This window comes from Dyella sp. KRB-257 (assembly GCF_049445995.1).
GTDB lineage: Bacteria > Pseudomonadota > Gammaproteobacteria > Xanthomonadales > Rhodanobacteraceae > Dyella_A.
The window spans coordinates 106927-120397 of sequence record NZ_JBMSDZ010000008.1 but is presented as its reverse complement, the minus strand read 5'-3'; the positions used below and the strand labels follow the sequence as shown (position 1 = coordinate 120397).

The following is a 13471-nucleotide window of genomic DNA, read 5'->3' as shown; positions in this document are numbered from 1 at the left end:
CGGTCCTGCATCGCTGCCCCTCTGTGCACCGGAGTCGATCCATGCTCAAGCCCCTGTCCCGCCGCCTGCGCCTGTTCGCCCTGCTGGGCGGGCTGCTGCTCGCCACCGCCTGTACCGCCGGTGCCGGCGCCGACCCGTCCGCCCCTTACACCGAGGGCAACGAATACGTCACCCTGCCCGGCCCGGCCCAGCGCTACAGCGCCGAGGGCAAGGTGGAGGTGGTCGAGGTGTTCTCCTACGGCTGCATCCACTGCGCGCATTTCGCGCCCATCGCCGAGAAGCTGCGCGCCGCGCTGCCCAAGGGCGTGGCGTTCAAGCTGGTGCCGGCGCCGTTCAGCGCCGAGTGGCTGCCGTTCGCCCGCGCCTACTACGCGGCGAAGAAGCTCGGCGTGGTCGAGCGCACCCACCTGGAGCTGTTCAAGGAGAAGTTCGAGCAGAACTATCCGCTCAACACGCTCGACGACCTGGCCGACTTCTACGCCCGCCAGGGCGTGGACCGCGCCGAGTTCATGCGCATCGCCACGTCGGACGCGGTCACCGCGCAGATGAAGAGCGACCTGGCGCTGATCCAGAAGTGGGGCGTCACCGGCACACCGACCATCGTGGTGGACGGCAAGTACCGCAGCGCCAACGTGCACAGCTTCGACCAGCTCGCCGCGATGACCCAGTGGCTGGTCAAGCGCGAGCTGGCCGGCAAGTAATCCCCGCGACGCATTCGGACGCCGCGGCTGTCGCGGTGTTCACGCGCCGCGCGGCATGCTCGCCGTTTCCGTTTCGCGTGCCTGACCGCCCGAGCCCATGAGCCGCGCCACCGCCATCATCCCCGCTGCCGTTCCCGAGCGCCGCCTGCGGCTGCTCAGCTGCAACATCCTGGCCGGCGGCAGTGTGCAGCGTTACCGCGAGTACGTCACCCGCAGCCTGCACGGCGTGCTGCCCGGGCGCAGCAAGATGGACAACCTCGACCGCCTCGCCGAACTGCTGCCGCAGTTCGACGTGGTCGGCCTGCAGGAAGCCGATGCCGGCAGCCTGCGCTCGGGCTTCCTCAACCAGACGCGCTACCTCGCCGAAACCGCGGGCATGCCGTTCTGGAGCCACCAGCCGAACCGCCCGATGGCGCGGCTGGCGCATTCGGCCAACGGCCTGATCAGCCGGCTCGAACCGCACAGCGTGCTCGACTATCCGCTGCCCAGCCGCATTCCCGGGCGCGGCGCGATGCTGGCGCGCTTCGGCGAGGGCGACGATGCGCTGGCGGTGATGGTCGCCCACCTCTCGCTCAGCGCGCCGGCGCGTGCCAAACAGCTGGCCTTCATCGGCGAGGTGCTGGCGGACTTTCCGCACGCCGTGCTGATGGGCGACCTCAATACCGAAGCGCACAGCAACGAGATGCGCCACCTGTTCGCCAAGTGTCGGCTGCAGCCGCCCGAGCAGGCCACGCCGACCTTTCCCAGCTGGAAGCCGCGACGCGCGCTGGACCACATCCTCACCTCGGCCGACATCCAGCTGGACAAGGTGTGGACGCTGCCGCAGGCGTTTTCCGACCACCTGCCGCTGGCCGCCGAGATCCGCATGCCCGCGCATATCGCCCCGCGCCTGCACAAGGTGCTCCGTCGATGAGCCGCCGCCGCTGGGGAACGATGCTGCTTGCATGGAGCGGACTGCTCGCCGTCGGCGCGCTGGCTGCATGGCTGCGCTACCGGCTGGTCGAGCCGCCCGCGCTGGGCGAACGCTGCGCCGTGGCCACGCTCGACGGCTGGTGCACGCTGCGTGGCTGGGTGGTCGCCGGGTTCCTCGGCAACGCCTTCGGCTACGCCGCGCTGGCCGCTGGCGCATGCGCGCTGCTGCGCCAGCGCGCATGGACGGCATGGCTGGCCGCCGCGCTCGGTGCGTTCGCGCTGCAGTTGTACTGCTACCAGTCCGGCGCGTTGGCGCTACTGGTCGGCACCGTGCTGCTGGTGCGCGGTGCGCCGCGACGGCAGCAGCACGGCGAGACCGGGCAACACATTCAAGCCCAGCCATAACCACGCCACCGGGCTGATGCCCCGCTCCTGCGCCAGCACGATCGCCGCCAGCAGCGACACCACGACCGCAAGAAACGCCTCCTCGCGTCGACGGGTACCGGCCGGTTCGACCCCGGCCAGCGCCACCAACGCATAACCCACCGCCGGCAGCGCGAACAGGCCCAGCGGAAAGTCGCGGTAGCGCCCGTCGAACACCAGCAGCAGACCGTAGTAGGCCAGCGCGAACAGCCAGCCGAAGCGCCAGTTCCGCGACGGCGGTGCCGCCGCATCACCCTGCAGCGCGGTCGCCAGCGTGCGTGCCAGCATCAGCGCGGTGACCAGTGCGGCGGCGCAGGCGGTGCCGCCAAGCAGCCATTCCCACAGCGGGCCGCAGGCGTACAGCATCTGCCGCACCTGCCAGGCCAGCGCCGTGCCGCTGGCGATGCCGGCCAGGATCAGCGCCAGTGCGTCGCGACGACCGCGCGGTCGCCCCACCGCCATGAACAGCACGCCGCCCAGCGCCGCGGCCAGCCAGCCCAGCCACCAGCGCGGCACTTCCGTCACCGGACCCTGCATCGGAAATTTCGGCCGCGCCTGGGCATCGAAGATGCCCCAGTAGCCGCCCACCGTGCCTTCCTGGGCGCGTTTCCAGCCCTGGTCGAACGCCTCGATCACGTTGTAGGGCATCTGCACGGTGGCGGCGTAGCGCAGGAACTCGCGCAGGTAGCGGGCCTCGTTCACCACGCTCGCCGTGGCGCCCTGGCGCGGGCGGCCGGCGCTGGGCCAGCCGGTTTCGCCGATCATCACCGGCTTGCCGGGAAACGCAGCGCGCACGCGCGCATAGACCTCGGCCACGTGCCGCACGGCGCGCGCCGGCGGCACCGGATCGTCCTCCCAGTACGGCAGCACGTGCACCGTGATGTAGTCGACCGACCCGGCCAGTTCCGGGTGGCGCAGCCAGAACTCCCACACGTCGGCATAGCTGACCGGCACCGCCGGCGGCAGCGCCGCGCGCGCCTGGCGCAGGTAGCCGGCCAGCGCGGCGGGCGACTGCTCGCCGCGCAACAGCACCTCGTTGCCCACGATCACGCCGCGCAGCACCTCCGGATGCGCCCGCGCGGCGGCCGCGGCCAGCGCGATCTCGCGCGCGTTCGCCGCCGCGTCGCGACCGATCCACACGCCCAGCAGCACCTTCATGCCGTAGCGCCCGGCAATCGCCGGCACGGCATCCAGCCCCTGGCCCTGCGAATAGGTGCGCACGCAGTCGAAGCGGCGCGACAGCGCCTTGAGATCGGCGTCGATCTGCTGCGGCGAAATGAAGGTGGCCGGGTCGTACGGCGTCTGCCCCTCGCGGCGGTACGGCGCGTAGGACACGCAGGCGATGCGCGCCGACGGCGCATCCGGCAAATCGATCGGCCGTCCCACCGACCACCACCAAGCCAGCCCCGCCAGCGCGACGAGCAGCAGCCCCAGCCACACCGACCAGTGCGATCGCATGGAGGGCGTGGACGCAGGCGTCATGGCGTTCCCGGAGATGGCGAGCGCGCCAGTCTATCAGCGTGCTGCACGTCGTCATCGCGCCTCCCGCGGCAACGTGCCGGACCGGCCATTCAAGGGCCATCCGCTACACTCATCGTTCAAGCAAATCAGGAGGCACGATGCCCGTTTCCCGCCCCTCCCCCCAGCGCCTTTCGTCCCCGCTCATGTGTGGTCTCGCCGGCATCGCGATCGTCGTGCTGGCGCTGGTGCGCAGTGCGTCGGCCAGCGCGGCGGACGCATCCACCGACGCCCGGCGCGCGGCGTTCAAGCAGGCCTACGCCACCGCGCAGCAGCAGGGCGGCGATGCGTGGCGCGCGCAGGCGCGGGGACTGCGCGACTACGTGCTCTATCCCTACCTCGAGGCGGCCGCGCTCGAACACGACCTGGCCACGCTCGACCTTGCCCGCGTGCAGGCCTACCTCAGCCGCCATCCCGGATCGATCCCCGCCGACGACCTGCGCCGCGCCTTTCTCGGCGAGCTGGCGCGGCGGCAGGACTGGACCGGCTTCCTCGCGCTCTACCGGGGCGGCCTCGGCGACGCGCTGACCTGCGACGCGCTGCAGGCGCACATGGCGCAGGGCCAGCGGCTGGACTTCGATCGCGATCTGGCCGCGCTGTGGCAGAAGCCGTCGCTGCCGGATGCGTGCGATCCGGTGCTCGCCGCCGCGCACGAGGCCGGCCTGCTCACGCCGACGCGGCTGTGGGCGCGCATCGACCGCGCCGTGGCGGCCGGTGCCGGCGGCACCGTCGCCGCGCTGGCCAACTGGCTGCCCCGCCGCGACGCGGTGGCGGCGCAGCGCCTGGCGCTGGCGCTGCGCGATCCGGCCGCGGCCGCGGCCCAGGCCGCACGCTGGCCGGATACGCCGCACCACCGCCAGGCCGTGGCGATCGCCCTGCAGCGGCTGGCGCGGAGCGACGCCAACCAGGCGGACAAGGCCTGGCTCACGCTGCGCAGGCGCTTCCACTTCAGCGACGAGCAGCGCAACGGCGTGCTCAACGCGCTGGCGCTGTTCCACGCCACCGACTTCGACGACCACGCGCTGCAGCGGCTGGCCGAGCTGCCGGCCGCGGCGCAGTCCGACGCCACCCGCGAATGGCGCGTGCGCGTGGCGCTGGCCGAGCAGGACTGGCGCGCCGTGCTCAGCGCAATCGACGCGCTCAGCCCCGAGCAGCAGCGCGACGGCGAGTGGCGCTATTTCCGCGCGCGCGCGCTGGCCGCACTGGGCAAGCCGGCGCAGGCGCAGCGGCAATACACGGCGCTGGCCGGCGAGCCGACCTACTTCGGCTTCCTCGCCGCCGATCGTTCGGATGCGCCATATGCGCTGTGTCCGTGGACGCTGGGCGACGACGACGCGCGCGCCCGTTCGCTGCTGGCCGACATCGGCATGCAGCGGGCGTTCGAGCTGTTCGCGGTGGACCTGCCGCGCGACGCGCGACGCGAGTGGGCACGCGCCCTGCGCGGCAGCGACGAGGCGACCCGCCGCCAGGCCGCCCTGCTCGCCTACCGCCGCGGCTGGTACGACCGCGCGATATTCACCTTCTCCAGCGGCGACGCGCTGCGGTTGTACGAGCAGCGCTTTCCGCTGGCCAGCCAGGACGGCGTGGTGCCGCAGGCGCAGCAGGCCGGCATCGATCCATCCTGGGCGTACGCGATCGCCCGCGCCGAAAGCGCGTGGATGAGCGACGCGCACTCTGGCGCCGACGCGCGCGGCCTGATGCAGCTGCTGCCCGCCACCGGCGCGCAGGTGGCGCGCCGCTACGGCCTGCCGTGGAGCGGCGCCGACTCGCTGTACGACCCGGTGGTGAACGTGCAGCTGGGCACGCGCTACCTGGCGCAGATGGCGCAGCGCTACAACGGCGCGCCGTGGCTGGCCAGCGCCGCCTACAACGCCGGGCCGGTCAAGCTCGACCAGTGGCTGGCCGCGCGCGGCACGCTGCCGCCGGACGTCTTTACCGCCACCATCCCGTACAAGGAGACGCGCGAATACGTGGCGCGGGTGATGGCCTTCAGCGTGATCTACGACTGGCGCCTGTCCGGCAGCGCGGTGCCGCTGGACCAGCGCCTGACGCCGATCGGCACCACGTATCTGCCGCCCGCCGCCGATACCGTACGCAAGGCGGTGCGCTGCCCGGCGGATGCCGGCACGCAGCCGGCTGCGTCCGGCTCCGGTGTCGCGCCTGCGGCGGCATCTTCCGCCCCCGACTCCTGACCTCGCGAGATCGACGCCCCATGACTCCACTGCGCCTCGTCATCCTCGGCGGCACCGGCTTCGTCGGCGGCCACCTGCTGAACCGGCTCGCCCGCGACGGCCACCCGCTCACCGTGCTCACCCGCAACCGCGAGAAGCACCGCGCGATCGGCGTGATCCCCGGCGTGCGCCTGCAGAGCGCCGACGTGCACGATCCGGCGCAGCTGCGCGCGGCGTTCGAGGGCGCGGACGCGGTGATCAACCTCGTCGGCATCCTCAACAATGCCGGGCGCGAGACGTTCCAGCGCGTGCACGTGGAGCTGACCCGGCAGGTGATCGAGGCGTGCAGGGCGGCCGGCGTGCCGCGCCTGCACCAGATGAGCTCGCTCAAGGCCGGCCAGGGCCTGAGCCAGTACCTCAAGACGCGCGGTGAAGCCGAGGCGCTGGTGCGCCAGTCCGGGCTGGGCTGGACGCTGTACCAGCCCAGCGTGATCTTCGGCGACGGCGACGGCCTGGTCGGACGCTTCGCCAGGATCCTCAGGCTCACGCCGGTACTGCCGCTGGCGCGCAGCACGTCGAGGCTCGCACCCACCTTCGTCGGCGACGTGGTCGAGGCGATTGCCCGCTGCGTGGCCGACGACAGGCTCTCGCTCGACCGCAGCTTCGAGCTGTACGGTCCGCAGGTGCTGACGCTGGGCGAGATCGTCGCGGCGATCCGCGACGCCGCCGGCCTGCGCATGCGCATCCTGCCGCTGCCCGACGCACTGGGCCGGCTGCAGGCGCAGGTCGCCGAGCTGCTGCCGGGCAAGCCGTTCTCGCTGGACAACTTCCACTCGCTGCGCACCGACTCGGTGGGCAAGGTCGACGGCTACGCCGCGCTGGGCATCGTGCCGCAGCCGTTCACGCCGTGGCTGGCGCGGCTGATCCACGGCCTGCCGCGCCAGCGTCGGCTGGACCACGCGCGCACGCTGCGCCGCTGACCAGGGCGGCGTTGGGTCGATTCCTCCGGGATTGCAACCAGGGTTCGAACGGCTTCAAGCCGTCATTCCCGCGCACGGGAATGACGGCTCTTGTTCCTGAAGAGTCGCTTCCTGATTGGTCGCGCCACGGCTGCATCAATGCGCCGCGGCCTCCGCGACGTCTTTTTTCGTGCCCGCGGCCGCAGGCGCGGCGAGCAGCTCGCGCAGCTTGAGGTACACGCCGTTGGTCCAGCCGAAGCCGATCACGTTGTCGGTGTAGCCGGCGGTGATCTTGACGTCGGCGTTGCCGCTGACCATGTTGTATTTCTCGCGGATGGTGCCGTCGGCGGCGAGGCTGCGGTCGACGGTGGCGGTGAACTTCGCGGCGATGCGGCGCGCGTCGGCGCGGAAGCCGTAGTCGTCCAGCCCCTTGACCGCCAGCCAATGGGTCGGCGCCCAGCCGAACGGTTCGTCCCACTGCGCACCGCTGGCGTCGTCGCTCATCATCAGGCCGCCCTTGCGCTCGAACAACGCCAGGTGGTCGCGCACGGATTTCGCCTGGGCGGGCGTCGCCAGGCCCGCCCACAGCGGATAGAAGGTGGTGAGGTAGGGATCGTCGGAAGGCTGGCCGGTGGTGGTGTCGTAGTCCATGAACAGGCCGCGGTCGGCCCGCCACAGGTAGTGGTTGATGGCGGCCTTGCGCGCCGCGGCCAGCTTCGCCCAGTGCGCCGCCTCGTCCGGCTTGCCCAGTTGCAGGGCGAAGTCGTGCAGGTCGCGCTCGTAGCGGTACAGCAGGCTGTTCAGGCCCACCGCGGCGTAGTGGTGGGTGGCGGCGCCGTAGGGGCCGAAGTGGAAGTTAGTGTCGAAGCCGGATTCGCGCATGGCGCGGTCGCCGGCGTAATAGTCGGCGCTGAGCCGGTAACCGTCGGCCCAGGCCGCGGCGCAGATGGGCGACGCGGCCAGGTCGCAGCTGGTGGTCTTCAGCCGTGCGGCCTCGGCCGCATCGGGATGCTCGCTGGCCTTCACCAGGTAGCCGCGGTTCTTCGCCGGGTGCTTGAGCAGATAGCGGATCACGCCCTTGAGGTAATCGGCGTTGCGATGCTCCAGCACCGGGCCGGCACCGAGATCCATGTAGCGGGCCAGGCCGGTATCGCCGGCGCGATGCGGCCGGCTCAGCCAGATCGCGTGGTCCTTCACCGCCAGCGGATAGGCCTTGCGCAGCCACGCCGCAGCTGCGCCCGCATCGGGGAAGCTGGCCGGATCGTCGAGCACCGCGCGCATCATCGCGGTGAGGAAGGGCGGCTGCGAGCGGCTCAGATAGTAGGTGCGGTTGGCGTTGAGCACGCCGCCGTAGTGGTCGATCTCGTAGAGGAAGTTCTCCACCATGCCGCGCGCCAGGTCTTCGCGGTGGTCCGCGACGAGGCCGAGCACGATGAAATAGCTGTCCCAGCCGTACATCTCGTTGAACATGCCGCCGGGCACCACGTACGGATGCGGCAGGTACAGCAGGCCCTGCACCGGCAGCGTGCGCGCATCGACCTGGCCGAGCGCGGTGACCGGCTGCGGCAGCCTGCGCACGTCCACCTTGCAGCGCTGCTGGGTGGCGGCGAGCGCGGTCGGCATCGGCACGTCGGCCGGCAGGTAGAGCACCGGCTCGGTGGTCAGCTTGGGATCGACCAGCGAGGCGCAGTCGTCGGTGGCGCGGGTTAGCGTGCTCCACGCGTGGTCGATGTAGGCGCGGGTGCGGGCCGGATCGGGCGCGTGGGTCGCGGCGGTACCGGCGCAGGCGGCGGCGAGCAGCATGAAGGCAAGGGTGGAACGGAGCGGATGGATCATCGCGGGAATCCCGATGGCAACGACGGACCCGTTCGAGCATAACTCCCACGCGCCGCGCCTGCTGCGGCGAGAGGTGAAGACGCGCGTGGCAGAATACGCGGATGCACACCAGCTACCTCGTCGGCGGCGCCGTCCGCGATCATCTGCTCGGTCGTCCCGTGGTCGACCGCGACCACGTGGTGGTCGGCGCGCGCCCGGACGAGCTGCTGGCGCTGGGCTATCGCCCGGTGGGCAAGGATTTCCCGGTGTTCCTGCATCCGCGGACCGGCGAGGAATACGCGCTGGCGCGCACCGAGCGCAAGACCGGCCGCGGCTACCACGGCTTCGCCTTCCACGCCGATCCGTCGGTGACGCTGGAGGAGGATCTGGCGCGGCGCGACCTCACCATCAATGCCATCGCGCAGGACGAGACCGGCGTGCTGGTCGATCCCTACGGCGGCGTGCGCGATCTCGAAGCCCGCGTACTGCGCCACGTGTCGCCGGCGTTCGTCGAGGATCCGGTGCGCCTGCTGCGCGTGGCCCGTTTCGCCGCGCGCTTCGCGCCGCTGGGCTTCACGGTGGCGCCGGAGACGATGGCGCTGATGCAGCGGATGGTCGCCGACGGCGAGGTGGACCACCTGGTGCCCGAGCGCGTGTGGGCCGAAACGCGCAAGGCGCTGGCCGAGGCGCAGCCGTCGGCGTTCCTGCGCGTGCTGCGCGACAGCAGTGCGCTGGCGGTGCTGTTTCCCGAGCTCGACGCGCTGTACGGCGTGCCGCAGCGCGCCGAGTTCCATCCCGAGATCGACACCGGCATCCACATGGAGCTGGTGCTGGACGCGGCCGCCGCGATCGCGCCGGGCGACGACCTGGTGGGTTACTGCGCGCTGTGCCACGACCTCGGCAAGGCGCTGACGCCGGCCGGCGCGTTGCCGCGCCACATCGGCCACGAGCACGCCGGCGTGCCGCGCGTACGGGCGCTGTCGGCACGGCTGAAGGTGCCCACCGAACACGCGACGCTGGCCGAACTGGTGTGCCGCGAGCACCTTAACGCGCACCGCGCGCTGGAGCTCAAGCCGGCCACCGTGCTCAAGCTGCTCACCGCGCTGGACGCGCTGCGCCGGCCGGCGCGGCTGGAGACGTTCCTGGCCGCCTGCTGGGCCGACAAGCGCGGCCGGCTGGGCCACGCCAGCGACGACTACCCGCCGGGCGACTACCTGCGCCGCGCCTGCGCCGCGGCCGCGGCGGTGCAGGCCGCACCGTTCATCGTCGGCGGACTGCAGGGCCCGGCGGTCGGTGCCGCGATGAAGGCGGCCCGCGTCAAGGCGATTGCCGCGGTGAAATTCGCTAGCATCTAGTTTTTAGCGCGCCGCCGCCCCCCGGCCGCGCCGCCCCGATCTGCCGGAGTCGTCCGTGTCCCTGAGCTTCCATTTGCCCTCGCCGCTGCGCCAGCGGCTGCGCCCCCTCGGCTGGCTGGCCGCCAGCTATCTGCTGATCGGCGTGGCCACCCGCATCGCCCTGCTGGTGATGACCGGCAGCGGCGTGTCGCCCAACCCGCTGAACTACCTGTACGCGTTCGGCATCGGCGCGGTGTCGGACCTGCTCGCCTTCGTCTACGTCGCCTGGCCGCTGCTGCTGTTCCTGTGGATCGTACCCACCGACCGACCGGCGGTGCGCGGTCCCGGCCGCTGGCTGGCGTGGATCGGCGTGCTGCTGGCCGGCTTCGGGCTGGGCTGGGGCGTGCTGCACCTGATCTGGAAGGCCAGCCTGCACGAGGTGTGGCCGCTGGCGATCGTGGCGATCTACCTGCTGCCGCTGCCCGCACTGGCGTACAACCGCCGCAGCGGCCGCGGCTACCTGTACGGGCTGTGCCTGGCGCTGCTGTTCGGACTGCTGTTCGTGGCGGCGTCGGAGCTGGTGTTCTGGCAGGAGTTCGGCGTGCGCTTCAACTTCATCGCGGTGGACTACCTGGTCTACACCACCGAGGTGATCGGCAACATCCGCGAGTCGTATCCGATCGGCACCTGGCTGGCGCTGCTGGCGGCGGTGGCGGCGATCGTGCTGTGGGCCACGCGCCGGCGCGTGTACCGGCGCGATGCCGGCACCCGCTTCGCCCAGCGCAGCGTGCTGGCCGCGGTGTGGCTGGTGCTGAGCGTGGCGGTGACCGCCGGCATCACCGCCGACATGAAGGACCGCACATCGAACAACTACGTCAACGAACTGGCCGGCAACGGCATCTTCCAGTTCTTCGCCGCGTTCCGCTCCAGCCACCTGGACTACGCCAGGTTCTACCGCACCCTGCCGGAAATCGAGGCGTACACGCGGGTGCGCGAGCTGTTGAAGACGCCCGAGGCGAGCTACCTCAGCGACAACCCGCACGACCTCACCCGCGCCATCCGCAATCCCGGCCCGGAGCAGCACCTCAACGTGGTGCTGATCAGCGTGGAGAGCCTCTCGGCCGACTACCTGGGCGTGTTCGGCAACAAGGAAAAACTCACGCCGCAGCTGGACGCGCTGTCCGACCGCAGCCTGTTCTTCAAGAACGTCTACGCCAACGGCACGCGCACCGTGCGCGGGCTCGAGGCGCTGTCGCTGTCGGTGCCGCCGACGCCGGGCGACTCGGTGATCAAGATGCAGAACAACGAGAACCTGTTCTCGCTGGCGGACATCTTCAACGATCGCGGCTATGTGTCGGAGTTCGTCTACGGCGGCTTCGGCTACTTCGACAACATGAACTACTTCTTCAGCCACAACGGCTACCGGGCGGTGGACCGCAAGGACTTCCCCCCGGACGCCACCATCCACCACGAGAACGTGTGGGGCGTGTCCGACGAGGACCTGTTCACCATGGCGCTGGCGCAGATGGACCGGGTGCATGCACGGGGCAAGCCGTTCTTCCTGCACATCATGACCACCTCCAACCATCGCCCGTACACCTTCCCGGACGGGCGGGTGAAGTTCCCGCAGGGCTCGCGTGCCGGCGCGGTGGCGTACACCGACTGGGCGATCGGCGACTTCCTCAGGCGCGCGAAGGGCAAGCCGTACTTCAACGACACCGTGTTCGTGATCACCGCCGACCACGATGCGTCCAGCGCGGGCAAGTCGAGCATCCCGATCAACCGCTACCACATCCCGCTGTGGATCTACGCGCCGGTGCACATCGCGCCGCGCAAGGTCGAGCGCCTCACCGCGCAGATCGACATCCCGCCGACCCTGCTCGGCCTGCTGCACTTCAGCTACCGCAGCCGCTTCTTCGGCTACGACGTGTTCCAGCTCGAACCCGGCCGCGAGCGCGCGTTCCCGGCCACCTACGAGAAGCTCGGCTACCTGCGCCACAACGTGCTCACCGCGCTGGAGCCGGGCCGCAAGATGGAGCAGCTGATCCCCAACTTCGCCACGGGCGACGCCGCGCCGCACACGCCGGTGGACCAAGGCCTGGTCGACGAGGCGATCGCCTACTACCAGGTGGCCGCGAACCTGTTCAAGCACGGCGAGCTGGCGCGCCGGCCGGAGGACGCCACGCCGGTCAGCCCCGCCGAACCGGCGCCGGCAGCGGCCAGCAGCAGCGTCCACGCCATCAGCAGCGCGCCCAGCGCCACCCAGGTGCGATGGAAGTACAGGCGATGAGGTGCGGCGATCACAGGCGCGCGGCGTGGCCGCCGTCGGTGAGATCGGCCGGCAGCGGCAGCGGGTCCAGGCCGCGGGCGAACAGCATGGCCTGGAAGCGCTCGCCCATCTGCTCGGGCAGGGTGAGCCGCTTCACCTGCTGGGCGAGGCGATAACGCGCCGCCTCGTCCGGCGCGCTCGCGTAGGCCGCCTCGAACGCCTGCGGCAGGCCGGCGCCAAGCAGGAACGCGGACTGCGGCAGGTAGTTGGCGAGGGCAAAGCCGGCGCGCGTGCCGGCCTCGGCCAGCGCGCTGAAATCGACCGAGGCGGTGAGGTCGTTGAGCCCGGGCAGGTACAGCGGATCGGCGTGGCTGCGGTGGCGGTAGTGCGCCATCAGCGTGCCGTCGCGGCGCTCGGGCAGATAGAACTCGCGGCGGGTGTAGCCGTAGTCGACGAACAGCATCAGCCCGGCCTCCAGCGTGCCGGCGATCGCCTGCAGCCAGGCGGCCAGCTGCGGCAGCAGCTCGGAGCGGTAGCCGTCGTCGAACGGCGCGCCCAGCTCGCGTTCGAGCTGGCGCACGGCGTTGACCAGGGCGGCGTCGGCCGGGCGATCCTCGCGCACCAGGCGGCCGTCGTCGCCCAGGCCCACGCACTCCTCCCACACCTCGCCATAGCGGATCGCGAAGCGGGTGGCGGGCAGCGCATCGATCACCTCATTGGCGAACAGCACGCCCCGCCATGGATCCGTCGGTGGCCGGTCGAGCCAATGCGCGCGCGCGGCGACGTCGGGCGGGAGCGTGGCGGTCAGGCGGCTGCGCTGGCGTTCGCGCAGGTCGGCGCTGGGTTCGAGGATGGCGTAGCGGTGCGGCAGCGTGCCCGCCTCGTGCATGGCGCGCAGCGCGGCTTCAGCGAAGGCGCCGCTGCCGGCACCGAGTTCGAGGAACCCGGCCGCATCACCCAACTGCGCGAGTGTTCCTCGCACCGCGTGCACCACGCAGCGCGCGAACAGCTCGCCGAGTTCGGGCGCGGTAATGAAATCGCCGGCTTCGCCGAATTTGGTCGCGCCGGCGCTGTAGTAGCCCAGCCCGGGCGTGTAGAGGCAGCGCTCCATGTACTGCGCGAACGGCATCGGCCCGTGCGCGGCGATCTGCTCGCGCAGTTGGGCGAGCAGGCGCTCGGAGTGCGCGCGTTCGTCGGCGGACGGTTCGGGGAGTCGGTTGTGCATGCGCTCGTTGCTCGGGGAGAACGCGCGCAAGGATAGCGGCTCGTGCGGGCGGCGCCGTGCGCCTTGGCTGACCGGATGGCGGCACGCATGTGGCGGTCGCGCGTCCGGATGCCGCCAAGGTGCTTGCCCACGTCACGACGGCCG

Annotated in this window: 10 protein-coding genes; 7 read left to right on the top strand and 3 right to left on the bottom strand. The window is 71.3% G+C overall.

The features are described 5' to 3' along the window. Positions 1–41: 41 nt before the first annotated feature. The 3 genes from ACO2Q2_RS08710 to ACO2Q2_RS08700 all read left to right on the top strand — a co-directional run bounded on the left by ACO2Q2_RS08710 (position 42) and on the right by ACO2Q2_RS08700 (position 2018). A complete protein-coding gene (locus tag ACO2Q2_RS08710) occupies positions 42–701 on the top strand; it encodes a thiol:disulfide interchange protein DsbA/DsbL (protein ID WP_423255374.1) in 660 nt (219 codons plus the stop codon). 97 nt (positions 702–798) lie between these two features. Continuing rightward, a complete protein-coding gene (locus ACO2Q2_RS08705; RefSeq protein ID WP_423255373.1) occupies positions 799–1614 on the top strand; it encodes an endonuclease/exonuclease/phosphatase family protein in 816 nt (271 codons plus the stop codon). After that, positions 1611–2018 carry a hypothetical protein gene (locus tag ACO2Q2_RS08700; protein WP_423255372.1) on the top strand — a complete coding sequence of 136 codons (408 nt, stop codon included), beginning with the start codon at positions 1611–1613 and terminating at the stop codon, positions 2016–2018. Before ACO2Q2_RS08705 ends, ACO2Q2_RS08700 begins: the two co-directional genes overlap by 4 nt. Here ACO2Q2_RS08700 and ACO2Q2_RS08695 read toward each other — a convergent pair. Then, the gene (locus ACO2Q2_RS08695; RefSeq protein ID WP_423255371.1) at positions 1929–3518 is read right to left on the bottom strand and encodes a glycoside hydrolase family 17; all 1590 of its coding nucleotides are present in this window, start codon (positions 3516–3518) and stop codon (positions 1929–1931) included. The two genes, ACO2Q2_RS08700 and ACO2Q2_RS08695, sit on opposite strands and share 90 nt — an antisense overlap. Before the next feature lie 182 nt (positions 3519–3700). On the opposite strand from ACO2Q2_RS08695, the gene ACO2Q2_RS08690 reads away from it, so the two are divergent. Both ACO2Q2_RS08690 and ACO2Q2_RS08685 read left to right on the top strand, forming a co-directional pair. Further along, positions 3701–5746: a transglycosylase SLT domain-containing protein gene (locus tag ACO2Q2_RS08690; RefSeq protein ID WP_423255370.1), complete on the top strand. Its 2046-nt coding sequence runs from the start codon at positions 3701–3703 to the stop codon at positions 5744–5746. 20 nt (positions 5747–5766) lie between these two features. After that, complete coding sequence (locus ACO2Q2_RS08685) at positions 5767–6705, top strand: complex I NDUFA9 subunit family protein (RefSeq protein WP_423255369.1); 939 nt, start codon at positions 5767–5769, stop codon at positions 6703–6705. A gap of 135 nt (positions 6706–6840) precedes the next feature. Here the strand turns inward: ACO2Q2_RS08685 and ACO2Q2_RS08680 are convergent, their stop codons facing one another. Next, positions 6841–8520: a trehalase family glycosidase gene (locus ACO2Q2_RS08680; RefSeq protein ID WP_423255368.1), complete on the bottom strand. Its 1680-nt coding sequence runs from the start codon at positions 8518–8520 to the stop codon at positions 6841–6843. Between the two features lie 101 nt (positions 8521–8621). On the opposite strand from ACO2Q2_RS08680, the gene ACO2Q2_RS08675 reads away from it, so the two are divergent. Together ACO2Q2_RS08675 and ACO2Q2_RS08670 are read left to right on the top strand one after the other, a co-directional pair. Further along, positions 8622–9854: a multifunctional CCA addition/repair protein gene (locus tag ACO2Q2_RS08675; protein WP_423255367.1), complete on the top strand. Its 1233-nt coding sequence runs from the start codon at positions 8622–8624 to the stop codon at positions 9852–9854. Between the two features lie 55 nt (positions 9855–9909). Next, the gene (locus ACO2Q2_RS08670) at positions 9910–12123 is read left to right on the top strand and encodes a sulfatase-like hydrolase/transferase (RefSeq protein WP_423255366.1); all 2214 of its coding nucleotides are present in this window, start codon (positions 9910–9912) and stop codon (positions 12121–12123) included. Positions 12124–12133: 10 nt separating this feature from the next. Here the strand turns inward: ACO2Q2_RS08670 and ACO2Q2_RS08665 are convergent, their stop codons facing one another. Beyond that, positions 12134–13327, bottom strand: a complete 1194-nt coding sequence (locus ACO2Q2_RS08665; RefSeq protein ID WP_423255365.1) for a class I SAM-dependent methyltransferase — start codon at positions 13325–13327, stop codon at positions 12134–12136. Positions 13328–13471 lie beyond the last annotated feature (144 nt).

Coding starts and splice junctions, on each gene's coding strand:
- ACO2Q2_RS08710 (WP_423255374.1), top strand. CDS start 42: ATGCTCAAGCCCCTGTCCCGCCGCCTGCGCCTGTTCGCCCTGCTGGGC.
- ACO2Q2_RS08705 (WP_423255373.1), top strand. CDS start 799: ATGAGCCGCGCCACCGCCATCATCCCCGCTGCCGTTCCCGAGCGCCGC.
- ACO2Q2_RS08700 (WP_423255372.1), top strand. CDS start 1,611: ATGAGCCGCCGCCGCTGGGGAACGATGCTGCTTGCATGGAGCGGACTG.
- ACO2Q2_RS08695 (WP_423255371.1), bottom strand. CDS start 3,518: ATGACGCCTGCGTCCACGCCCTCCATGCGATCGCACTGGTCGGTGTGG.
- ACO2Q2_RS08690 (WP_423255370.1), top strand. CDS start 3,701: ATGTGTGGTCTCGCCGGCATCGCGATCGTCGTGCTGGCGCTGGTGCGC.
- ACO2Q2_RS08685 (WP_423255369.1), top strand. CDS start 5,767: ATGACTCCACTGCGCCTCGTCATCCTCGGCGGCACCGGCTTCGTCGGC.
- ACO2Q2_RS08680 (WP_423255368.1), bottom strand. CDS start 8,520: ATGATCCATCCGCTCCGTTCCACCCTTGCCTTCATGCTGCTCGCCGCC.
- ACO2Q2_RS08675 (WP_423255367.1), top strand. CDS start 8,622: ATGCACACCAGCTACCTCGTCGGCGGCGCCGTCCGCGATCATCTGCTC.
- ACO2Q2_RS08665 (WP_423255365.1), bottom strand. CDS start 13,327: ATGCACAACCGACTCCCCGAACCGTCCGCCGACGAACGCGCGCACTCC.